The sequence below is a fragment of the Cupriavidus sp. GW822-FHT02D05 genome, assembly GCF_058802485.1.
This window is the reverse complement of sequence record NZ_JBXAOE010000011.1, coordinates 58455-80476: the sequence shown is the minus strand read 5'-3', so window position 1 is coordinate 80476 and position 22022 is coordinate 58455. Positions and strand designations below refer to the sequence as shown.

Genomic DNA, 22022 nt, shown 5'->3' with positions numbered 1-22022 from the left:
ACATTTTTCGCCTCGGGCGGTGGGGTGCGGGCTGCGCTGCGGCTCAAGTTTTCGGCGAAACGGCCGATGGTGTTGTGTGCGTCAAAAGGGACCGAGATCCCGTGGCGCGTCAATGACATCCCCGGCTTCAAAGGCCTGCCTGGCAGGCCACGGGCACCGGGCGGCCGCGCCATGGCGCAGCGGCGGCGCGGCACTGCCGAGGCTGGGATTGCGGATGGCCCCGAGGACGGGGCGGAGCCGTCCGGACATGATCCATCAATGGAACAACCGAATGGAAAACCGGGGACAAGACACAGAGGCCGGCGGCTTACGGGTTAGCCTGGACGATAGCGCGCGGCAGCTTCGCGCGGCGTATGCTGCCATGCCGGGCCGCATGGCGCCGGACCGCGCCGCGCTGCAAGAGGCGCTGGCCAGGGGCGGCTGGGCGCAGGCGAAGCTGGACAGCGCCGCAATCGGCGCCTTTCTCGCGCAATGCCAGCGCGCCACCGAGGGGACGCCCGTGGAGGCGCTGATCGGCGAGCTGACCGACGGCTATTTCGATCTCAGCGTCAGCAGCGACAACCTGAGCGTGCGGCTCAACCTGCTGCCGCCGCAAGGCGGGCGCGAGGTGTCACGGGACGAGATCCGTGCCGCGCTGGCCGAGCGCGGCATCAAAGTCGAGCCGGACAGCGCGGCCCTGCGTGGCGCGGTCGAGGCGGGCTATTGCGACGGGCTCGAGATTGCCACGGGACGCCCGCCGCTGCCCGGCATGCCGGCGCGCTTCGAGAGCCTGCTGGCCCCCCCAAAGCCGTTGGTGGCCGAGGACGAAAGCGGCCGCATCGACCTGCGCGACCTGGGCACGCTATTGCTGGTGAATCCCGGCACGCCGCTGATGCGGCGCATCCCGGCCCGCCAGGGCAGCGATGGCATCGATGTCTTCGGCAAGGTCGTGCCCGCCGTGCCGGCCGCCGACCCGCCATTTGCGGACGGCCTGACCGGCGTGGCGGCTGATCCCGCCGATCCCGAGGTACTGGTGGCGGCGATCTCGGGCTCGCCGTCCTTGTCGGCGCAGGGCGCATCGGTGAGCCCGGTGGTCGATGTGGAAGCGGTGGACATGCACTCCGGCAACGTCACCTTCGACGGCACGCTGCGCGTCAATGGGGATATCAGGACCGGCATGACCGTGCGCGTGACCGGCGACGTGATCGTCGGCGGCACCATCGAGGCTGCCCATGTGGAGGCGGGCGGCAATGTGGTGGTGAAAGGCGGCATCATCGGCAAGGCCGAGGGCGCGCATCAAGGCGCGCATCAAGGCACACAACAGGGCGCCGAGGGCGTCGCGCTGGCGCGGGTGACCTGCAAGGGCTCGCTGCATGCGCGCTTCATCGAAAGCGCGGTGGTCGAGGCCGGCACCGAGGTCAAGGTGGAAAGCGGCATCCGCCAGAGCGACGTCTGCGCCGGGCGCAGCATCGTTGCCGGCAGCCCCAAGGGTGGCCAGGGCAACATCACCGGCGGGCGCTGCCGTGCGCAACTGGCTGTGCGCACCGCTACCCTCGGCGCCTCCGCGGGTACCGCCACCACCGTGCAGGTGGGCACCAATCCCTATGCCGAAGCCGAGAAGGCCGAGCTCGAGTCCCAGCGCCGCCAGCTGGAGGCGGAGCAGGCCAAGGTGCAGCAACTGGTCAGCTTCTTCGCCAAGAATCCCGAGAAAGCGGTGGGCGACCTGCGCGAGAAGGCACGCGCCACGCTGTTCAAGCTCACCCGCGACTCGATTGCGCTCGACGCCAGGCTCGCCAAGCTCGCCGAGCAGCTTCGCCCGTCTCCCGAGGCGGTGATCGAGGTGAGCCGGCGCATTCACGGCGGTTGCAGCCTGCATATCGGGCAGAAGTCGATGAAGATCATGGAGGACAAGCCGGGCGGCCATATCCGGCTGGTGGAGGACCGCATCGCGCTGGTCTGAGTCACCCTGCGTCCCGTCGCACGCCGGCCGCCGCGCTTTTTGCGCGGCGGTTTCGCATGTGCCGAACGGAACACGAGGCGGAACACGTTACGTGACGCGTAACATGCCGCGGCCCCGCCCGGGCCGCGGTGCCCGAGTCCCCGCGCAAGCGCCAAGCCCTTGCCCCACAAGGCGCAGCGGCCTGCCCAGCTCCACCAGAGAGCCCGCGCTGGCGGCTGGCACGTGCCTTGCACCGTACCGTGTCAGGCGTCCCCGCTGGCGCCGTTCCAGAAAAAAACAAAAGGAGGAATCATGGACATGGCACTCACCAGCCGGGCAGGCGTAGACAGCATCACCTCGCGAGGTGTCTCGCAGGGCGTGCCATCGGCCATGTCGGCGCGGCAGGTTGCCAGGCTGCCGCTAGCGTCGCACGGCACGGTGCCGCTCAGGGCGGTGGTGATCGACGAATGCGCGCTGCTGCGCCTCGGCCTGGCCCGCATGCTGGAGAGCATGCCTGGCGTGGAGCAGGTGGACGGCGTGGATCCGGACGATCTCTCCATGCACGGGACGACGATCCGCGAGGCCGGCTTGCTGGTGTTTGGCATGCCGCAGGACGTGACCAGCGGCTGGCGCCTGCTGCGCAAGCTGCGGAGCATGCTGCCCGCCCAGCGGGTGCTGCTGCTGTCGGACAATATGTGGCTGCACATGCCGCCGCCGGAGATGGGCTACGGCATCTGCTGCTGCCTGCCCAAGACAGCGGCGCTTGTGACCCTGGAAGCCGCCATCAGCAGCATGCTCGAGGCCGAGGTGCTGGCTGCCTGAGCCGTGCTTCAATCCACTCCGGCTGCATCAAATCGCGATCGACGCGGCGGGGCGCATGGACGGGCTGGCATGCACGGTGGCGCTGCTCGGGGCGGATGAGGCGTGACTGGGGGGGCGGGGGCAGAGCGTCAACGCGTCCGTGTCCACGACAGCCAGATGCGCATCTTGCAGCACTCCCAAGTATGAACCACGTTCGCATGTCTGTAAATTCAGACATGTAGCAATTCAGAATCGCGAATGGCAGGTCTATGTTGATCCTTCGTCACAACCGCTCCCCCATCAGCAGCGGTTGCGGCGATCGACGAGGGAAGCGTCGATTTTCTGAAGCCTCAACATAAGACAGGAAGAACATGCCACAAACTGCTCACGAAGCGGTGACCTTGCCTATGGATCCGGCCGGCACCCGCTTCACACCGACCCGGCTCAGCACCATTGCGCTCGCCTCCCTGGCGCTGACCCTGGGTGCCTGCGGCGGCGACGATCCCGTTGCTACCACCCCGGCTTCGACCACCCCGACGGTGGTCTCGGGCTGCGAACTGAACGGCACCACCGGCGGGGAAGCCGTGGTGTTGCCGGGCGACCCCAACGCGCCGGAGATCGCCACCGGCTATGCGCCCAAGAATACGGTCTACGCCAAGACCTATATGGCGGTGACCAACAACCCGGTCTCGACCAAGGCCGCCTGCGACGTGCTGAAGAACGGCGGCACGGCGGTGGACGCCGCGGTAGCGGCGCAGATGGTGCTGAACCTGGTCGAGCCGCAATCCTCCGGCATCGGCGGCGGCTCCTTCATCATGTACTACGATGCGGCCACCAAGCAGGTCACCGCCTACGACGGGCGCGAGATGGCGCCGGCCGCCGCCGACGGCAACTATATCCAATGGAAGTCCGCCGCCGACCAGACTACGCCGGCACCTAACGCGACGCACAGCGGGCGCTCCATCGGCACGCCCGGCACGTTGCGCGTGCTGGAGCTGGCGCACGGCGAGCACGGCAAGCTGGCCTGGAAGGACTTGTTCTCTCCCGCCATCAAGCTGGCGACCGATGGGTTCCCGATTCCGCCCCGCATGGCTGCCGCGATCGCCTCGGCGGTCAGCAACCCGGTGACGGCCCCCAGCATCAAGCGCGACGCCGAGATGGCCGGTTACTTCCTCAATGCCGACGGCACCCCGCGCGCGGTCAACACTATCATCAAGAACCCGGCGCTGGCCAATGTGTTCACCTCGGTCGCCAGCGGCGGCGCGGATGCGTTCTACAAGAACGGCCCGATTGCCCAGGCGATCGTCGCCAAGATCCAGAACACGTACGGCGGCACCGCCACGCCAGGCCTGACCACGCTGGCCGACCTGGAGAGCTACGTCGCCAAGAAGCGCACGGCGGTTTGCACGACCTATCGCGAGTACGAGATCTGCGGCATGCCGCCGCCGTCCTCGGGCGGCATCGCGGTGGCGCAGATCTTGGGCATCGTCGAGAACTACGAGATGTCGCGCTATGCGCCGTCGAACATGGACAAGAACGGCGGCCGCCCGAATGTGCTCGGCGTCCACCTGATGGCCGAGGCAGGCAACCTGGCCTATGCCGACCGCAACAAGTATGTGGCGGATACCGACTTCATCGGCCTGCCGGGCGGCAGTTGGGAAAGCATGCTGAACAAGCCTTACCTGCGCAAGCGGGCGGACCTGATCAGCACGGTGGGCTCCATGACGCTGCCGGTCGCCGCGGGTGACCTCGGCGCCGTGCCGCTGGCCCCGTCGGTCATTAACGAGCACGGCACCACGCACCTGTCGCTGACCGACAAGTACGGCAACGTCGTCTCGATGACCACCACCATCGAGGCTGGCCTCGGTTCATATCACTTCACCAACGGCTTCCTGCTCAACAACCAGCTGACCGACTTCAACGCGGCACCCGCCGATGCCGGCGGCGTGCCGATCGCCAACCGCGTGCAGCCGGGCAAGCGCCCGCGCAGCTCGATGGCGCCCACGCTGGTGTTCAAGCGCAATGCCGACGGTTCGCGCGGCGACTTCTACATGACCACCGGTTCGCCGGGCGGCGCCAGCATCATCCAGTACGTAGCCAAGACCCTGGTGGGTGTGCTGGACTGGAAGATGGACGCGCAGCAGGCCGTGTCGATGATCGACTTCGGTGGCTCAAACAGCGCCACCAGCGGCATGATGGTCGGCGGCGAGCATCCCAACGTGGATGCCACCAAGCCGGCCGGCGGCCTGGCCGGCGACAACGATCCGCTGGTCAAGGGCCTGCGCGGGCTCGGCCACGTGGTCAACGTGACGGCGCAGTCGAGTGGCTTGAGCGCCATCATCCGCACCACCGTGGGCGGGTCGACGGCGCTGGTCGGCGGGGCCGATCCGCGTCGTGAAGGCGTGGTGCTGGGCGATACGTTCAAGCCATAAGCCGGAACGGAAGGGTTTGCGGAAATTTCTCCACATGCATTGGGAAGCGGCTGGTAGGCCGATGCGAGTGCGCTCGCTACAGTAGCCACTTACCGCTCTCTCCCCGGGGGTGGTTTTCCCGAGAGGGCCTAATCCCTTGGCCCTCCTTCCGTGGCGCTGCATGCTGTCGCATGCGGCGCTTTTTTTTCCTCGCCTTCTCCACCTTTCCACCTTTCCACTACGGAAATCGCCTACCAGACCCGGATCTTGAGCTGCAGCGAGATGCAGCCATCCACCTTCCCCCGCATCGTCGGCACGTAGATCAGGTTCGCACCCACGCGCCCATACTCGATGCTGATGACGGGCGCCGCCATCGGCGACCAGCCACCGTGATTGACATCCGGATACCCGCGCACCGCACCCGCCGTGGCACCGATCCGCACCGGGCCAAGATGCAAAGGCTGCCAGGTGACGCTCGCATAGGTGGAGTGATCGCGCATGCTGTTGCGGTACTCGCCGGCCGACAAGGTGAAGTCCTCGGTGATGCGGACATCCGCGCCGATGCCCCAGTTGGCCGCGTTGTAGTGCGCTGCATGATTGAAGTGGTAAGAGAAAAACCCGGCGTTCAGCCAGACCTGGGGGCTGAAGGCGGGCGCCGGCGTAACCTGCGCCGGATCTGCCGGGGTGTCTGGCGGCGTGCTGTCATCCGCGCGGGCGGCGACGGCCCACAGAGATGCGCCTAGCGCAAACACCATCAGGAGCTTGCGCGGAAAAAGGCGATACCTCGCCGCGCCAGGAACTGGATAAGCATCCATGGCCGCTTCCTTGTCGATTGTCTTGGCTGGGAGCTGGCTGGACGCGACGCGAATCGGCGTGCGGGCGCAGCCATCCTGCGCGAGTCCGGCGTGGCGCCGGCGGCCCTAGGTGGCGGCGGTGTGCATGATGTTCCCCGGTTGCGTGGCAAGTGCGAACGCGTACCGCGTGCTGCGCGGCCGCTTCGTCATCGGTCCCGGCAGCCAATTGGATCGGCGGGCCGGTTTTGTATTTATCGTGATACCAGTCTGGTGCTTCGGCGCGTGGGATTCAATCAATCGAATGCCGTAAGCCTATGGAGGGGATTGGAGGGCAAGCGGATATCAACCTTCCGGTAAAAAGGGGACATTGCGCGAGCTTGCGCAGGCAGGCAGGGGGAGGGGTGATATGCCGCTGGCGGCTGCCAGGCGGCAGCGCCAGGGCATGGCGCAATCAGGCAAACACGCGTTTGACGATGCGGGCTGGCGAGCGCCGCGGCAGTGGCAGCGGCGCTTGTCTCATACCGGAGACGCGCTGGCGGAACCAGTCTGGCTGTGCGTCATCGCGCGCCAGGCCAGGTGCGCGGTGCCGGCGGGTGCCTCCGCACGCATGGCTTGCGCGCGCACATCCGGAAAATCCGCTGCGTCGAGCCAGACCGACAGGAAGGCGCCCATCGCGTCGAGCAGCGTGTCCGAGTTGATGCCGGTCGGCCCGCCCACCTTCGGGCAGATGACCAGTTGGGTGCCCTCGTGCGAGTACACGCGCAGCGTCTTGACCAGGTCCGCCGGCTGCAGGTGATGCTCCGAGCAGGGTACGCCCTGGAAGCCGAACGCCAGCAGGAATTCCTCTTCCTCGGCCTGCCCCGTGCAGAGAATCACCTTGGGGCGCATGCGCCGGCGCTGCTCCGCGATAAAGCGGAAGCGCCCACCCTGGCGGCAGAATTCCACATAGCGCCAGTTCGGGCTGAGGCACGGATTGCGGCGAAAGGTCTCGATCTGCGCCAGGTCCATCTGCTGCGGCTTGGGCAGGGGATAGATATTGATCTTGAACTCCCAGCCGCGCGGCGCGTAGAGGTACTGGTCGAAGTAGCCGCGCCAGTCCAGCCCCGGCATGGTTTCACGCAGCGTTGCCGCGCGCGTCGCCGCCATGATGCGGGCGAGGCGCTGGTGCGTCTGCCAGCGCGGCATGTCATGCCGGTGGCGCTCGCGGAATGCGCTGTCCCAGGCGGGCGGCTCATGCACCGGCGCCAGCGAGGCACCCGGCGAAGACGCAAGCAGGTGCGGCTCCTTATCGCATATCCAGACAGCCGCGCCGATGTTCCCTCCCTCCATGCCGGCGTACGAAGAGAAATACGCGTCCAACTCCTCGCTGCTGAAAATTGATGTCATTTGCTCTCTCTCTTCGTCGTGGCCCGTCATGCAAGTCCCTGCGCGATGCGCGCGTGAATGACAAGGACTAAGGCAATGGTCGTGCCATAGGGATGACGGCAATTGCGATCGCGGCGCAGTGGCGGCACGGGGCGGATGCGATCAGGCTGGAAGTGTTGCCAGGCAAGGGTTGCGGGCGCTGTGGCCGAGGCGGGGGAGGGGGTGGCTGCTGAGTCTCGCCGCGTGGGGGATGGCGCGGTGCTGTTACGTCGCTGTTACGCGTTACGTAACGTGGGCGGTGCGGGGGAACGCGGTGGGCGAAATACTACCTGCCGAAAGCGCTGGACCGGCTCACGCCAGGAATGGACAAGGGAGATTCGTGTCTAACTGGTCAAACGCGTCAGGAGGGCGCGATGAGCACATATATCAGAAACCTCACAATCGGTGCGGCCTTGCTGCTGGCCGGCTGCGTGGTAGTGCCTGCTTATGATGCCTATGGCTACAGTTACCCGGCCTACGGCGCCTATGAGCCTTACTATCCCTACCCCTACGGCCCCTACTACAACTACGGTTGGTGGCCTGGATTTTATGGCGGTGCGGTCTTCTTCGGCGGGCGTGGCCATGGCGGGGGACGCCACGGCGGACGCGGAGGTGGCCATGGCCGCTGAGCCGTGTCGCGATCACGCGTTCATTCAGGCCCGGCCGATAAAGTGTCGCACCGACCTTCGTCAGCAGCGCCGCTAGGCCGGGGCTGTCGCCCCGTTGTCAGCGCTTCCAGGCTATCGGCGCGGAGGCAGAGCAGGTGGCGAATTTTCCAGACCAAGTCCTGCTGGTGGCGACCTGGATGCGTTGCTCGTTGACCGGCTCGAGCTGCCGTTGCCGGCGCTCGGCCAGGCTGTTGGCCACGCTGGTCAGCGCTGACTTGCATGCCGCCTCCGCCGCGCTGGAGCGCACGAAGAGCTGCGGATAGCGATAGTTGACCATGAGGGTGAAACCGTCTGCGACGTACTCCACCGTGTATTCGGTGTCGCTGTCATAGGTTGACATCTGTCGGCCGGCGGATGGCACGGGCGTCGTGCAAGCCGCTGATATCAGGCAGGCCACTGCTGCCAGCACCTTCTTGTATTGCACAGCATGATCTCCATGGGTTGCATAGCAGGGAGCGACGCGTGCACCTTGGCACGTGCGAGTCCGGGGCTGGATGGTACCAAGGAATGGCGGCGCAGGATTCCGGACATGTGCATGGCGTACCCTTAAAGGCCCATACCCCAGAAATGTGGTGGACGCTGGGCAAAGCTTGCAAACGCTGGGCAACAAAAAACCCGGAGAGCGTTACGCTGTCTGGGTTTCTAGGCAATGCTGGTCAAACTTTGGAATTCTTATGGGAACAGAGGAATCGAAAAGTTGCTGTAATCAGGCCTATGCTGGGGAATCTCGTGTTCTGATTGAAATTCATACCCGTTACATACCCCAAAATCTTACGGTGCCCCATAGCAGGTGATTCTTTTGCCACTGCTGCCCCAGGTTGGCAAAGCGCCGTCAAACTTCTTCGCCAGGCAGGGCAGGCACGCGGCTTCATGCGGCCCTATCCGCTTGAGCTGACGGCTACCGAGCCGGGTCCAGTGGCGCCGCGGCCGAAGCACGCGTGAGGCTACGGTCAACGCCGTCGATTGGACGATGCGTCGCAAATGTTACGGGATGTGGCGTCTCCGTAACCCTGCGGTAGATCTGTGACACGCATTACAAATTCTTACAGCGTGCGGCATTCGCGGGGACTTATGCTCCTGTTGCCCCAACACTTGGCCGAAAACAACTATGAATCGCAAAGGCATTTCCCCCTTGTTTCGACGCACTCTCGCGCTAGGCGCTGCGTTCGGCGCGCTTGCTCTTGCTGCCTGTGGCGGTGGGGGTGATGGCTCGTCGTCCGGCACAAGCGGTTCGGGCACGCTAAGCGTGTCGATGACCGACGCGCCCGCTTGCGGTTTCGACCATGTGTTCGTCACGGTCGACAGGGTGCGCGTCAACACCGATTCCAATGCCGACATCAACGGCAGCGGCTGGACCGACGTTGTGCTTAGCCCGGCGCGACGAATCGACCTGCTTTCGCTCACCAATGGCGTGCTCACCACGCTCGGCCAGACCCCGCTGCCGGCCGGCACGTATCAGCAGATCCGCCTCGTGCTCGTACCCAACGGCGCCGGCGCGCCGGCTAATTCGGTGGTGCCAACCGGCGGTACCGAGCAGGCCCTTGATACGCCCAGCGCGGTACAGACCGGCATCAAGATCATCCGCCCCTTCACCGTGGCGCCCAATACCCTGACCGACCTGGTATTGGACTTCGATGCCTGCAAGTCGATCGTCACGCGCGGCAACGGCACCTTTGGTCTTAAGCCTGTGGTGACGGCGCTGCCCACCGTCGTGAGCGGCGCCGTCACAGGTGTGCTGGCCGGCGCGCCCGGCGCCCAGGTCTATGCCGAACGCAACGGCGTGGTGGTCAAGGCGACCGCGGCTGATGCCAATGGCAACTTCACTCTGTCTCCGATCGAACAGAGCAGTACCGCCGGCAATGTGGATGTGGTGATTGTGCCGACCTCGACGAATGGCCGAGGCACCGGCATCGTGCGCAGCGTGCCGGTGGTGGCGGGCGGCAGCACCGCCGTTGCGACCGCAGCGGCACCGATCAGCCTGCCGACGTCAGTGTTCCGCACCGTTTCCGGTACCGTGACTCCGGCCAGCGCGCAGGCGACGATCCGCGCCCTGCAACTGACTGGCGGCGGCACTTTCGAGGTTGCCGCGACTGCGGCCGCGTCCGATACCGGTGCCTACAGCCTGTTCCCGACGCAGCCGGCTCTGCCGGCGGGCGCACCATCGGTAGGGACTTACCAGACCTCCCTGCCAATTCCGCTGGCGGCAGACGCGACTGCGGCAGGCAAGTACAGCATCCAGGCCACGAGCTCCGGCGGGACGGTCAGCACGCAGCAGGTCAATGTGACCGTGAGTAACGTAACCCAGAACTTCGCATTCTGACGCGAAGCAAGGAAGGGTGCCGGCATCGCCGGCGCCCGATTCAGACAAGCGAGAACAAGAAATGAAATTCGTACTCGGCGCGCTGCTGGCCACCACGCTTGTGACCGGCTGCACGGTCTATACGCCTGGTGTCGCCGTTCAGACACCTGCGGTGGTCGTAGATCCGGGCCCCAGTTCTGGCTCCTGCCCACCAGGGCAGGCCAAGAAAGGACGTTGCTAAGCTGATTAGAGAAAGGAGAATTTGATGAGCAAGACCCGCGTACTATCCTTGATCGCTATCGCCATCCTGGCGACGAGCTCGATGGCCGCCTTCGCCCAGCGCGGCGGTGGCGGCATGGGCGGCGGAGCCGCTGGAGCCAGGGGCGATTTTGGTGGCCGCTCGGACAGCCACATCAGCGGCAGCGGCTTGCGCAACTCCAACGGTCCGGACGCGATAGACCGTGACAGAGGTCATGCGCGTGCAGCGGATCGGAGCGAGATGCGTGCCCGTGCGCCCAACGGGAAGGCGCATTCGCATCGCAAGAGCTAATCGCTTGAACCGATCCGTCGTTTAAAGCCCGCAGTTCGCGGGCTTTTCTCTTTGACCTGACCCGTCCTGACTAAGGTTGACACTTTTTCCCTTGCAAGGAAGGAGAGTCCATTGGAAGCGGTCGAAAAGCGAACTCAGCGGGATGACAGCCTGGCTTTTAAGCTGGCGGTGGTGGAGCAAGTCGAAAAAGGCGAATCGACGAACCACCTAAGTTGACGGAGCAGCAACTGAAATCGTCACCGCCTGTTGCCGCGGCTGCCGATTCTTCCTCATTGAGTCAGTCGCCACCGTTGGCGCAAACCTCTACAGGTTCGTAGCCGAGCAACGGCAATGGTGTCGAGCCGTGGGGCGACCTCACTCCCGAGGCATTTCACGCGAAGTTCGATGCGCTTGCGCTAGCTGATGGTTCCGACACGATCAGGCAAATGCGAAAGGCGAAGAATGGCATCGTGGTTGTGCTGAACGATGAGCGTTTCCAGCGCGGAATCAACGAGCTGAAAAGGCTGAACTTAGCAAACGGCAACTTTAGTAGCGAAATCATCCTGTCGGGCTGTTACTGAAAGTGAGCGGCGCAGGAAAGATCGGCCAAATAGACGTATATGGAAGCCGGTCCGATCCCGTCAATCTGGGGCGTTTCGTAGGCGCTGTCGGGATCGCGGATGACATCTTGAATCCTGGGCAGGCCGAAAAGGAAAATATCGAGTTCCTTTCCTCCCTCAAATTGATGAGGGGGGATGACGACGAGTCCACTGGCAAGCCGATTTCGTCCTTCACTGGGCCTTCACGGGGCCTTTGCGTGCCTAACGATGCCATCAGCCCTGACGATGAACATTGGCTGCACGGTAACTCCTAGATCGTAGCGATCGACGCAGGGCACTTCTGAGTGGTGGGAAAGCAGTGCGGCGCGTGGAAGGTTCATACCTACACCCACGATGTGCTTGCCTCCCCGATCGCCGGTGGAGGTGTGGACAGGGGATCGGAGATACAGGGGATGCAGTCGCCCTAAAAGTCGGCCAAGGACTTCTGGTGGTGCTGCCGGGGGTGGCCCGTGCCCCGTTGACGAAATTCGCTTACAAGGCGGTTACACGAAGTCCAGAAACAACAAAGCCCAACCGGACAGGTTGGGCTAAGTGCTTGAATCTTATGGTGCCGAAGAGAGGAATCGAACCCCCGACCTTCTCATTACGAATGAGCTGCTCTACCGACTGAGCTACTTCGGCCCACCATCCGTCAACAACCGGATGAAGCCCGCAATCATAGCAGCGTTTTTTTTTGCTGGGAAGCCCCGGCGCAAAAATTTTGCCGGGAGTCCCCGCAGGCGCGCCGCCAGGTGGCGGCACGATCATTCAGGCGGCATCGTTGGCGGCCAGTGGCGCGGGTTCGGCGCGCTGGCGGAACCAGAGCAGGTAGGCCACGCTGAGCACCGCCAGGAAGGGGATGCCGGTGAGCAGCGTCATGCGGAAGGCGTCGGTAAACAGGGTGGTCAGCATGATGGCCAGCAGCATGCCGGCGCCTAGCAGCGTGAGCACGGGGAAGCCGCGCATGCGCAAGGCCAGGGGGGGGCGGTTGCCGGCGGCGGCCCATTGGCGGCGGAAGCGGTAGTGGGTGACGAAGATCACCCCGGCGACGCCTTCCTGCTGATGATGGCCATCTCCATGTTCGGCGCCCTCTTCACCTGGTTCATCAGCACGGCGCGCTCGGGGTCCTGGGCTTCGCCGGCGGCGACCGCGATCATCTCGATGCTGGGGTAGCTGAAGATCGAGACGATCACCGCGACCCACATGCCCCACAAACCGTTTGGCAGGAAGCCGCCGTGCGCCGTGTAGTGGTGGAAGCCGGCGCCGGCCGCGCCGCTGCCGGTGCTGCCGGGCGCGCCGAAGACGATGTAGGCGGCCACCAGGATAAAGGCGACGATGGCGATGATCTTGACCATCGAGAACAGGTATTCGACGGCGCCGAAGATGCCTACGCCGACCAGGTTGATCAGGATCAGCGCGGCGGAGAACGAGACGATCCAGAACCAGGCGGGCACCTGCGGGAACCAGTACCCCATGTAGAGCGCCACGGCGGTGACTTCGGTGCCGACCGCGAGCACGATGGAGGCCCAGTAGGCGTAGCGCACCTGGAAGCCGGCGAGCGGGCTGACATAGTGCTCGGCATAGGCGCCGAAGGAGCCGGAGGTGGGGTGGGCTACCGTCATCTCGGCCAGGCAGCCCATCAGCAGCAGCGTGACCAGCGCGCCGATGGCGTAGCTGAGCAGCACGCCGGGGCCGGCGAAGCCGATGGCAAAGCCGCTGCCCATGAACAGGCCGGTGCCGATGGCGCCGCCAATGGCGATCATGGCGAGCTGAGCGGGTTTGAGGCTGCGGTGCAGGCCTTGCTCGCGCTGGACGATTTGCTGGAAGCCTCCGCTTGCGTGGCGTTGCCCGTTTCCTTGTTCCATGTCTCCTCCTTGGTTTGCCCGACGCCCGTGCCTTGTGGGGCGCGAGCGGCGTCATTTGTGGCTGGTCGTTTGTGGCTTGTTGTTTGTTGTTTGTCGTTTATGACTTGTTAGTCCCGAGCCCGAAGAATGCGGCTGCATTGGCGCCCAGCAGCTTGCGGCGCGCCGCGTCGGCAAGATCGGTCCCGCGGATCAGCGCGCCGACCTGTTGCTCGCCGAGCGGATAGGGGTAGTCCGAACCCAGCATCACCCGGTCCTCGCCCATCACGTCGACCAGCAGCTTGAGCGCGCGCGGGTCGAACACAGCGGAGTCCACGAAGAAGCGGTTGACATACGACGAGGGCGGGTGCGGGCAGTCCTCGCGCACGATGTCGCGATGGCGCCAGGCGTTGTCGACGCGGCCGAGCAGGAAGGCGAAGCTGCCGCCGCCATGCGCGAAGCACAGCTTGAGCGAGGCCGGGATGCGCTCGAACGCGCCGGACAGGATCAGCGACAGGATGCCGAGCTGCGTTTCCGCCGGCATGGATACCAGCCACGGCAGCATCCACTTTTTCATGCGCGGGGCGCCCATCATGTCCCACGGGTGCACCAGTACGGCAATGCCTTCGTTGGCGCAGTGGATGAGGAAAGTGATCAGGCCTTCGTCGTCGAGGTCGCGGTCGCCGAGGTGGTTGCCGATCTGCACGCCGACATGGCCACCGGCCTTGGCGCGCGAGGCTTCGCGGCAGGCGGCGTCGATATCCTGCAGCGGCACCTGGGCCAGCGCCTTGAGCCGCGCGGGACGGTGCGCGCAGAGCGCCAGCGCGTAGTCGTTCATGCGCTGCGACCAGGGCACCGCGACGTCTGCCGGATAGCGGTAGCCGAACATCACGGGCGTGGCGCACATCAACTGGATGTCGACGCCGCAGCGGTCCATTTCCTCGATGCGGCGCGCGGGGTCCCACAGCGCGGAGTAGACCGGGCGGAACGGCTGGTCGCCGGTCATGATCATGGCCGTGTCAGTGCCATTGGTCTGCAGCCAGGGCGCGGCGACGGGGTCAAGCGCCGCGGCCTCCTGGCGGGTGATGGGCGGGAAGAAGTGGCTGTGGATGTCCACCACGCTGTTGGTGCTCATTCAGGGTCCTTGCTGGCTGATGCCGAGGCCCGGCCCGGATGCACCGTGCCGCATTGCCCGCAGCGGCGCAGCGCTGCGTTGTCGTAAAAGCCGGCAAACAGCGGCGGCAGGTCGGTGACGATGCTCTTGAGCTGCACCTCCACGCGGTGCACCAGTGCGCTGCACTCGGGGCAATACCACTCGAAGCCGTCCACCACGCCTTCGGGGCGCTGGCGCTCGATGACCAGGCAGCGGCTGTCGGCCTCGGGGCGTTGCGGGGAATGCCGCACGTGCGGGGGCAACAGGAAAATGTCGCCCTCCTTGAGGTCCACTCGCTCGCGCTTGCCACGGTCCATGATGTCCAGCCAGGCATTGCCCTTGAACTGGTAGAAGAACTCTTCGAGCGGATCGTCATGGAAATCCGTGCGCTGGTTGGGGCCGCCCACCACCGTGACGATGGTGTCGGCGTCCTGCCAGACCTGCTGGTTGCCCACGGGCGGCTTGAGCAGGTGCGCGTGCTCGTCCAGCCAGCGCGGGAAGTTGAGGGGCATGCCGTAGGTGAACATGGCGCGAGTCTCTTGTGCGGGTGAGGTTGCGGTTGCGATGTCGGGCGTGTCTGTGCATCAGCGCATCAGCGCATCAGCGCGGAAGCGGCTGGTAGGCCACGGCCTTGATCTCGATGAGCAGGTACGGGTGCGGCAACTGGTGCACGGCCACGGTGGTGCGGGTCGGGCCGTCGTAATCGAAGTACTCGCCGTAGACCTCGTTGTAGCCGCCGAAATCGTTCATGTTGACGAGAAAGGTGGTGATCTCCACCAGGTCGGACAAATCGCAGCCGACGCTTTGCAGGATCTCGCGGATATTGAGGATCACGGCGCGGGTCTGCTCGCGGATGTCGAGCGCGGTCACGCCCATGGCGTCGGCGCTAGCGCCGGCGAAGCTGTTGTCCGCACGGCGCGAGCTGGTGCCCGAGACGAACAGGAAGTCGCCGGCGCGCTTCACGTGCGGGAAGCGGCCGCGCGGGGTGGCCTTGCCGGTCAGGACTTTGGAAAGCGTAGTCATGCGTGGTCTCCGGTTGTCAGCGTGTGCTCAGTTCGACTTGCCCCAGCCCGCTCACGCGGGTGCGCACGTGGCAGCCGGGACGCAGCGGCTCGGCCGCGGTGGCAGCGCCGGCCATGATCAGCGAGCCGGCCGGCAGCACCATGCCGGCCCGCGCCAGCAGTTGCGAGGCCTGTACCAGCGCCCGCAGCGGGTTGCCGAGGATGGCCGCGGTCGTGCCGAGCTGCGCCGGGCGGCCGTCGATCTCGAGCTGCACGCCGCGGTTGGCCAGCGCGCTGTCCGGGCGCGACCACGGACCCACCACCAGCGCGGCGGACGAGCAGTTGTCGGCGACCACGTCGGCCAGCGAGAACTTGAAGTTGCGATAGCGCGAGTCGATGATCTCCATGGCCGGGGCCACCGCCTCGATGTAGCCGCCGGCATCGAGCAAGGTGAGCGGGCCGGCGATATCGCGCGATGTCAGGAAGCACACCTCGGGCTCGATGCGCGGATGGATAAAGGCGTCGAGCGCGAGCGCGGCGCCTTCCTCGCACAACATGGCATCGGTGAGCTGGCCCCAGATCAGGCTGTCCACGCCCATCTGGACCATCTTGGCGCGGCTGGTGAAGCCGAGCTTGATGCCGATCGGTCGCTCGCCGCGCGCGTGGCGCAGCGCGATGGCGCCGGCCTGAATGGCGTAGGCGTCATCGATGGAAAATGGTGTGGCGCCACCCAGCGGGTCGATGGCTTCACGCTGGCGCGCGGCGTCGTCGAGGCGCGTGGCGTACTGGGTAATCTGATCGGCAATCATGCGGCACTCGCGATCGGGTTGTTGGTGGGGGCGGTGGGATTGGTGGCCGGATCGCGCTGGCGCAACAGGTCCAGCGCCACGTCCACGATCATGTCCTCCTGTCCGCCGACCATGCGGCGGCGTCCGAGCTCGACCAGGATGTCGACGGTGGCAATGCCGTAGCGCGCGGAGGCAGCCTCGGCGTGGCGCAGGAAGCTGGAGTACACGCCAGCATAGCCAAGCGCCAGTGTTTCGCGGTCGACGCGCACGGGGCGGTCCTGCAGCGGGCGAACCAGGTCGTCCGCGGCGTCCATCAGCGCGTAGAGATCAGTGCCGTGCGCAATGCCCGCGCGGTCGATCGCCGCGATGAAGACCTCCAGCGGTGCGTTGCCCGCACCCGCGCCCATGCCGGCGAGCGAGGCATCCACGCGGTCGCAGCCATGCTCCAGCGCCACCATGGAATTGGCCACGCCCAGCGACAGGTTGTGGTGGGCGTGCATGCCGGTCTCGGTGGCGGGATCTAGCACTTGCTTGAACGCATCGAAGCGCTCGGCCACGTCGCGCATCGACAGCGCGCCGCCGGAGTCCACCACGTACACGCACTGCGCGCCGTAGGATTCCATCAGCCTGGCTTGCTGCGCCAGCGCCGCCGGCGTGGTCATGTGCGACATCATCAGAAAGCCCACGGTATCCATGCCGAGCTTGCGCGCGTACTCGATATGCTGGCGCGAGATGTCGGCCTCGGTGCAGTGGGTGGCGATGCGCACGGTGCGCGCGCCGGCGTCGTAGGCGGCGCGCAGGTCGTGGATGGTGCCGATGCCGGGCAGCAGCAGCGTGGCCACGCGTGCGTGCTTGAGTTCCGCCGCCACCGCGGCGATCCATTCGAGATCGGTGTGCGCGCCAAAGCCGTAGTTGAAGCTCGAGCCGTTGAGGCCGTCGCCGTGGGCCACCTCGATGCTGTCCACGCGTGCCGCGTCCAGCGCGCGGGCGATGGCCACGGCTTGCGGCAGGCTGTATTGGTGGCGGATGGCGTGCATGCCGTCGCGCAGCGTCACGTCCGACACATGGACTTTCTTCATGGTATTGCCTGCGGGATGTGGTGCTGCGGTCATTGCGTTGCTCCTTGCGCGCGCGCCAGCTTGTGCCCGGCCACGCGCTCGGCGGCGGCCAGCGCGGCGGACGTCATGATGTCGAGATTGCCGGCGTAGGCGGGCAGGTAGTGCGCGGCGCCTTCCACCTCCAGGAACACCGAGACCTTGAGGCCGGCCAGGCGGCCGATGCCCGGCAGCGTGAGCGGGCGCGCTGGGTCGATGCGCTCGAACTGGACTCGCTGCTTGAGCCGGTAGCCGGGCACATAGGCGGCCACCTGCGCCACCATGCGCTCGACCGAGGCGCGGATGGCATCCTGGTCGGCATCGGCCGCGGTCAGGCAGAACACCGTGTCGCGCATCAGCAGCGGCGGCTCCGCCGGGTTCAGCACGATGATGGCCTTGCCGTGCGCGGCGCCGCCCACTTCCACGATCGCATTGGAGGTGGTTTCGGTGAACTCGTCGATATTGGCGCGCGTGCCCGGGCCGGCCGAGCGGCTGGCGATGGACGCGACGATTTCGGCGTAGCTCACCGGCGCCACTTGCGATACGGCACGCACGATGGGGATCGTCGCCTGCCCGCCGCAGGTGACCATATTGAGGTTGGGCGCATTGAGGTGGGCGTCCAGGTTGACCACCGGCACCACATAGGGGCCGATAGCCGCCGGGGTGAGGTCGATCACCTGGATGCCGTGCTTCTGCAGCACGGCGTTGTGATGCATATGGGCGCCGGCCGAGGTGGCATCGAAGGCCACGCGGATGTCCGCGAAGCCGGGCATGCCAAGCAGCCCCTCGATGCCTTCATGCGTGGTGGGCACGCCGAGGCGCTGCGCGCGGGCGAGGCCGTCGGAGGCGGCGTCGATGCCGACCATGGCGCCGACTTCCAGGTGCTGGCCGTGGCGCAGGATCTTGATCATCAGGTCGGTGCCGATATTGCCGGAGCCGATGATGGCTGCGCGCAGGCGCGTCCGGGATGGCTTGCTTATGCTCATGTTCATGCTCATGCGGATGGCTCCTTGTTGGCCGGGGCGAAGCGCGTGGACAGGCGTCCCAGCCCTTCGATCTCCAGGTCGAAGGCGTCGCCGGCGGCAACCGGCACCATCGGGCCCAGCGCGCCGGTCATGACGATGTCGCCGGCCTGCAGCGGACGGCCCACGCGCACCATGGTGTCGGCCAGCCACAATGCGGCGTGCAACGGATTGCCCAGGCAGGCGGCGCCGGTGCCGAGCGAGACCTGTTCGCCGCGGCGCTCCATCACCATGCCGCAGCCGATGAGGTCCAGGTCCGCCAGCTTGACGGGGCGCGAGCCGAGCGCGAACAGGCCGCTGGATGCGTTGTCGGCAATCGTGTCGGCCAGGCGGATATCCCAGTTGGCCACGCGGCTGCCGACGATCTCCGCAGCGGGCAAGGCGTAGGCGGTGGCGCGGATCAGGTCGGCGATGGTGTGGCGCTCATGCGCAAGCGGATGCGCCAGCACCAGCGCGATCTCGGCTTCGATCTTGGGCTGCAGCACGCGGCGCAGGTCGATCTCCTCGCCCTCGGCCACGGCCATGTCGGCGAACAGCATGCCGAAATCCGGCTCGCCCACGCCCAGCTGCTGTTGCACGGCGCGCGAGGTCAGGCCGATCTTGCGGCCCACCAGGCGGCGGCCTGCGGCGAGCCAGCGCTGCGTGTTGATCTCCTGCACCTGATAGGCGGCCTGCGGATCGGTTTCGCCGATCAGCGTGCGCACCGGCGCGCAGGGCGCATGCCCGGCATGCGCCTGCCACAGCAGGTCGGCGGCGGCGCGGATGGCGGCGTCGGCGTTGGAGGGTTGTTGGGTCTCGTTTGTCATGGTTGTCATGGTTGTCATGGCTCAGAGCTTGATGCAGATGTTCGCCACTTCCGAGTAGAAGTCGAGCGAGTGGCGTCCACCTTCGCGGCCCAGGCCCGAGAGGCCGACGCCGCCGAAGGGCGTGCGCAGGTCGCGCAGGTACCAGGTGTTGACCCAGGTCAGGCCCACGCGCACCTGGCGCGCTACGCGGTGGGCGCGTGTCAGGTTGGTGGTCCACAGCGCGCAGGCCAGGCCGTAGGCGCTGTGGTTGACGCGGGCGACGACTTCGTCTTCGCTGTCGAACGGCGCGATATGGCAGACCGGGCCGAAGATCTCCTCGGTGACGCAGCGTGCGCTGTCCGGCAGGCCGGTCCAGATGGTGGGCATCACGTACGCGCCTTCGTCGCGCGCATCGCCGAACACCGGCACCTTGCCGCCGCAGACCACGGTGGCGCCTTCTTCCACCGCGAGGCGGAAATACGACTCCACCTTGTCGCGGTGGCCGCGCGAGATCAACGGGCCCATGTCCACGCCATCGTCGCCGGGGTAGCCGAGCTTGAGCGCCTGCGTGCGCGCCTTGAGCGCCGCCACAAAGGCATCGAAGATCGGCCGCTCGACAAATACGCGCTCGGAGCACAGGCAAACCTGGCCGGCGTTGGTAAAGGACGAGCGCAGCACGCCCGCCACCGCGGCGTCGAAATCGGCGTCGGCGAACACAACCGCGGCGTTCTTGCCGCCGAGCTCGAAGGAGATTTCCTTCACGCCGTCGGCCACCGCACGCATGATGGTGCTGCCGGTCCTGGACTCGCCCGTGAACGTGATGGCGTCGATGCCGTCGTGGCGGGTGAGGAACTCGCCGGTGGAGCCGCCGCCGAAGCCGTGCAGCAGGTTGAACACGCCGTGCGGCACGCCGGCCTGGTGGATGACCTCGGCCAGCAGCGCGGCCGAGGCCGGGGTCTCTTCCGATGGCTTGGCCACCACGGTGTTGCCGCACGCGAGCGCGGGCGCGACCTTCCAGGTCAGCAGCAGCAGCGGCAGGTTCCACGGCGAGATGATGCCGACCACGCCCACGGGCTTGCGCACCGTGTAGTTGAGCGCGCCCGCGCCATCCGCCGTGGGCGTCTCGTACAGTTCGTTGCCGGCGGTCTTGGCGAGGTCGGCGAAGGTGCGAAAGTTGGTGACGGCGCGTGCTACGTCCAGCGTGCGGGCCTGGTGCTCGGGGCGGCCGGTGTCTTCCACCTCGGCGGCCACGAACGCGTCGAAGCGGGCTTCGATGCCGTCGGCGATGCGGTGCAGCAGCGCCGCGCGCTGTTGTACGTCGAGTTGTCCCCAGGGGCCTTGCAGCGCGCGCCGCGCGGCTTGCACGGCGCGGTCCACGAGCGCCGCATCGGCTTCGCACACGTTGGCGACAAGGTGGCCGTCCACCGGGCAGGTGTCGGGAAAAGTGCCGGCGCTGGCGACGAACTCGCCGTCGATGTAGTGCCGGATGAGTGGAATGTTTTGCTTGGGCACGGGTTGGTCTCCGTGCTGCGCGGGGTGGGGGAAGGGTGCGCAGCGAGGACCAGTATATGGAGCGCCCCCCGGCCTTGCATAATGAAGAAGAAGGCCCCTGGTATTCCAAAATGGCATGTCTGGAAGGGGCCAGGGTGGCCGGCTTCGGAGTGCTCAGCGCTCTGGCGGCAGTGCGGCGGCTTCGCGCAGGCAGGCGATGAAATGCGCGGCGGCGGGTGCCGGCGCGCGGTCCGTGCGCACCGAATATCCGATGGTGCCAAAGCGCCCGATATCGCCCAGGTCAAGGATGGCCAGCAGCCCGAGGCGCACGAAATGATCGGCCACGTCGCGCGCCATCAGGCCGATGGCGCCGAGATCCTGCATCAGGCCGATATTGGTCAGCAGCGAGAGCGACTCCACCAGGTTGGCGGGCACCTGCAGGCCGGCGTCGAGGAACAGGCGCTCGGCGGCCAGGCGCGCGGGAGATTCGTTCAGCGGGAGGATCCACGGATGCGCGGTCAGTTCGGCCAGGCGCAGGCCGGCGCTGATCGCCAGCGGGTTGTCGCGTGCCACCACCACGCACATCGCGGTGTCGTACAGCGCGGTGTGCGTGAGCGCGAACATGCGGGCGAGCGGCAGATCGCTCTCCGGCAGGCGGCCGATGACCAGATCGAGCTCGCCGGTGGCAAGGGCGGGGAAGAGACGGTCGGTGGGGGCTTCGCGCACCGTCACCAGGATGCCGGGGCGGCGCGTTTTCATCAGCGCGATGGTGCGCGGCAGCAGCCGGGCCGAGGCGGAGATCAGCGTGCCGACGATGACGTTGCCGGTGTCGCCCGAGCGGAAGCTGTTGAGCTCGTCGGTGAGGTAGCGCAGCTCGGCGATGACCGACTTCACGCGCTCGCCCAGCAGCAGGCCGTAGCTGGTCGGCACCACGCCGCGGTTGGTGCGCTCGAACAGGGGGACTTCGAGGTCTTCTTCCAGCTCCTGGATCGCCTTGGTGACGGCGGGCTGGGTCAGGCTCAGCTCACGCGCTGCCCGCACGATGGAGCCGGACTGCAGCACGCGATCGAAGATCAACAGGGGCTTGAGCTTGAGGCGGCGCAGCATCACGTCGCTCAAGGTAACGGTGGGACGGCTGGACATGAGGCACATTGCTTTGACCGCCTGGTGGGGCGGAAGACCATGCGCCGATTATAGGGTGGGCACCGGTGCCGCTATATTGAGGTTTACCGCCGGCGCGCCTCGCGGGCCGCGCCGGCAAAGGCGTATTCGCGATCTACACCGAGTACGACCGCAATATCCTCTGGGCCTTCACCGAGAACGGCGCCTACGCATTGTCGACGCCCCTGCTTGGCAAGCCGGTACTGGGCGCGTCCGCTACGCCCTGGCCGCCGCGCAACGTTGCCGCACGGGCGCGATAGACG

General features: G+C 66.3%; 20 protein-coding genes, 1 tRNA gene and 1 pseudogene. 7 read left to right on the top strand and 15 right to left on the bottom strand.

Annotation, left to right across the window (positions count from 1 at the left end):
- The first annotated feature begins 247 nt into the window (after positions 1-247).
- The 3 genes from AC1RQK_RS16270 to AC1RQK_RS16260 all read left to right on the top strand — a co-directional run bounded on the left by AC1RQK_RS16270 (position 248) and on the right by AC1RQK_RS16260 (position 5151).
- Positions 248-1939: a flagellar assembly protein A gene (locus AC1RQK_RS16270; RefSeq protein ID WP_492809865.1), complete on the top strand. Its 1692-nt coding sequence runs from the start codon at positions 248-250 to the stop codon at positions 1937-1939.
- 291 nt (positions 1940-2230) lie between these two features.
- A complete protein-coding gene (locus tag AC1RQK_RS16265; protein WP_492809863.1) occupies positions 2231-2740 on the top strand; it encodes a response regulator in 510 nt (169 codons plus the stop codon).
- Positions 2741-3126: 386 nt separating this feature from the next.
- Positions 3127-5151, top strand: coding sequence for a gamma-glutamyltransferase family protein (locus AC1RQK_RS16260; protein WP_492809993.1), 2025 nt, complete (start codon positions 3127-3129; stop codon positions 5149-5151).
- Positions 5152-5381: 230 nt separating this feature from the next.
- Here the strand turns inward: AC1RQK_RS16260 and AC1RQK_RS16255 are convergent, their stop codons facing one another.
- Entirely contained in the window at positions 5382-5945 is a 564-nt protein-coding gene (locus AC1RQK_RS16255) for a hypothetical protein (protein ID WP_492376656.1), read from the bottom strand.
- A gap of 495 nt (positions 5946-6440) precedes the next feature.
- The gene (locus AC1RQK_RS16250) at positions 6441-7310 is read right to left on the bottom strand and encodes a transcriptional regulator (RefSeq protein WP_492376657.1); all 870 of its coding nucleotides are present in this window, start codon (positions 7308-7310) and stop codon (positions 6441-6443) included.
- A 392-nt stretch (positions 7311-7702) separates the two neighbouring features.
- On the opposite strand from AC1RQK_RS16250, the gene AC1RQK_RS16245 reads away from it, so the two are divergent.
- Positions 7703-7957 (top strand): hypothetical protein, encoded by a 255-nt coding sequence (locus AC1RQK_RS16245; protein ID WP_492809860.1) that lies wholly within the window; start codon positions 7703-7705, stop codon positions 7955-7957.
- Positions 7958-8054: 97 nt separating this feature from the next.
- Here the strand turns inward: AC1RQK_RS16245 and AC1RQK_RS16240 are convergent, their stop codons facing one another.
- The gene (locus tag AC1RQK_RS16240; RefSeq protein WP_492809858.1) at positions 8055-8420 is read right to left on the bottom strand and encodes a hypothetical protein; all 366 of its coding nucleotides are present in this window, start codon (positions 8418-8420) and stop codon (positions 8055-8057) included.
- Positions 8421-9104: 684 nt separating this feature from the next.
- Between AC1RQK_RS16240 and AC1RQK_RS16235 the strand changes: the two genes are divergently transcribed.
- The 3 genes from AC1RQK_RS16235 (at position 9105) to AC1RQK_RS16225 (ending at position 11405) form a co-directional block, all read left to right on the top strand.
- Positions 9105-10316 (top strand): DUF4382 domain-containing protein, encoded by a 1212-nt coding sequence (locus AC1RQK_RS16235; protein ID WP_492809856.1) that lies wholly within the window; start codon positions 9105-9107, stop codon positions 10314-10316.
- Positions 10317-10560: 244 nt separating this feature from the next.
- Positions 10561-10845: a hypothetical protein gene (locus tag AC1RQK_RS16230; protein ID WP_492809854.1), complete on the top strand. Its 285-nt coding sequence runs from the start codon at positions 10561-10563 to the stop codon at positions 10843-10845.
- A gap of 425 nt (positions 10846-11270) precedes the next feature.
- Positions 11271-11405, top strand: coding sequence for a hypothetical protein (locus AC1RQK_RS16225; RefSeq protein ID WP_492374093.1), 135 nt, complete (start codon positions 11271-11273; stop codon positions 11403-11405).
- A 584-nt stretch (positions 11406-11989) separates the two neighbouring features.
- On the opposite strand, the gene AC1RQK_RS16220 is transcribed toward AC1RQK_RS16225, so the two are convergent.
- The 12 genes and pseudogenes from AC1RQK_RS16220 to AC1RQK_RS16165 all read right to left on the bottom strand — a co-directional run bounded on the left by AC1RQK_RS16220 (position 11990) and on the right by AC1RQK_RS16165 (position 21741).
- A tRNA-Thr gene (locus tag AC1RQK_RS16220) sits at positions 11990-12065 on the bottom strand.
- A 126-nt stretch (positions 12066-12191) separates the two neighbouring features.
- Positions 12192-12464, bottom strand: a complete 273-nt coding sequence (locus tag AC1RQK_RS16215) for a hypothetical protein (protein WP_492809852.1) — start codon at positions 12462-12464, stop codon at positions 12192-12194.
- Positions 12465-12532: 68 nt separating this feature from the next.
- Positions 12533-13288, bottom strand: a pseudogene (locus tag AC1RQK_RS16210) (amino acid permease); the annotation flags it as partial.
- 97 nt (positions 13289-13385) lie between these two features.
- Positions 13386-14399 (bottom strand): amidohydrolase family protein, encoded by a 1014-nt coding sequence (locus AC1RQK_RS16205; RefSeq protein ID WP_492809850.1) that lies wholly within the window; start codon positions 14397-14399, stop codon positions 13386-13388.
- Entirely contained in the window at positions 14396-14944 is a 549-nt protein-coding gene (locus AC1RQK_RS16200; RefSeq protein WP_492809848.1) for a 3-hydroxyanthranilate 3,4-dioxygenase, read from the bottom strand. The genes AC1RQK_RS16205 and AC1RQK_RS16200 overlap by 4 nt, the downstream gene beginning before the upstream one ends.
- 73 nt (positions 14945-15017) lie before the next feature.
- Complete coding sequence (locus AC1RQK_RS16195) at positions 15018-15440, bottom strand: RidA family protein (protein WP_492809846.1); 423 nt, start codon at positions 15438-15440, stop codon at positions 15018-15020.
- 16 nt (positions 15441-15456) lie between these two features.
- Complete coding sequence (locus tag AC1RQK_RS16190; protein ID WP_492809844.1) at positions 15457-16227, bottom strand: 2-keto-4-pentenoate hydratase; 771 nt, start codon at positions 16225-16227, stop codon at positions 15457-15459.
- Positions 16224-17318 (bottom strand): 4-hydroxy-2-oxovalerate aldolase, encoded by a 1095-nt coding sequence (gene dmpG / locus AC1RQK_RS16185; protein WP_492809842.1) that lies wholly within the window; start codon positions 17316-17318, stop codon positions 16224-16226. The genes AC1RQK_RS16190 and dmpG overlap by 4 nt, the downstream gene beginning before the upstream one ends.
- Positions 17315-18286, bottom strand: coding sequence for an acetaldehyde dehydrogenase (acetylating) (locus AC1RQK_RS16180; protein ID WP_492374099.1), 972 nt, complete (start codon positions 18284-18286; stop codon positions 17315-17317). Before AC1RQK_RS16180 ends, dmpG begins: the two co-directional genes overlap by 4 nt.
- An 8-nt stretch (positions 18287-18294) precedes the next feature.
- Positions 18295-19128 (bottom strand): 2-keto-4-pentenoate hydratase, encoded by an 834-nt coding sequence (locus AC1RQK_RS16175; RefSeq protein WP_492374100.1) that lies wholly within the window; start codon positions 19126-19128, stop codon positions 18295-18297.
- Positions 19129-19149: 21 nt separating this feature from the next.
- A complete protein-coding gene (locus tag AC1RQK_RS16170; RefSeq protein WP_492809840.1) occupies positions 19150-20619 on the bottom strand; it encodes a 2-hydroxymuconic semialdehyde dehydrogenase in 1470 nt (489 codons plus the stop codon).
- A gap of 153 nt (positions 20620-20772) precedes the next feature.
- Positions 20773-21741, bottom strand: coding sequence for a LysR substrate-binding domain-containing protein (locus AC1RQK_RS16165; RefSeq protein ID WP_492809838.1), 969 nt, complete (start codon positions 21739-21741; stop codon positions 20773-20775).
- Positions 21742-22022: the final 281 nt, after the last annotated feature.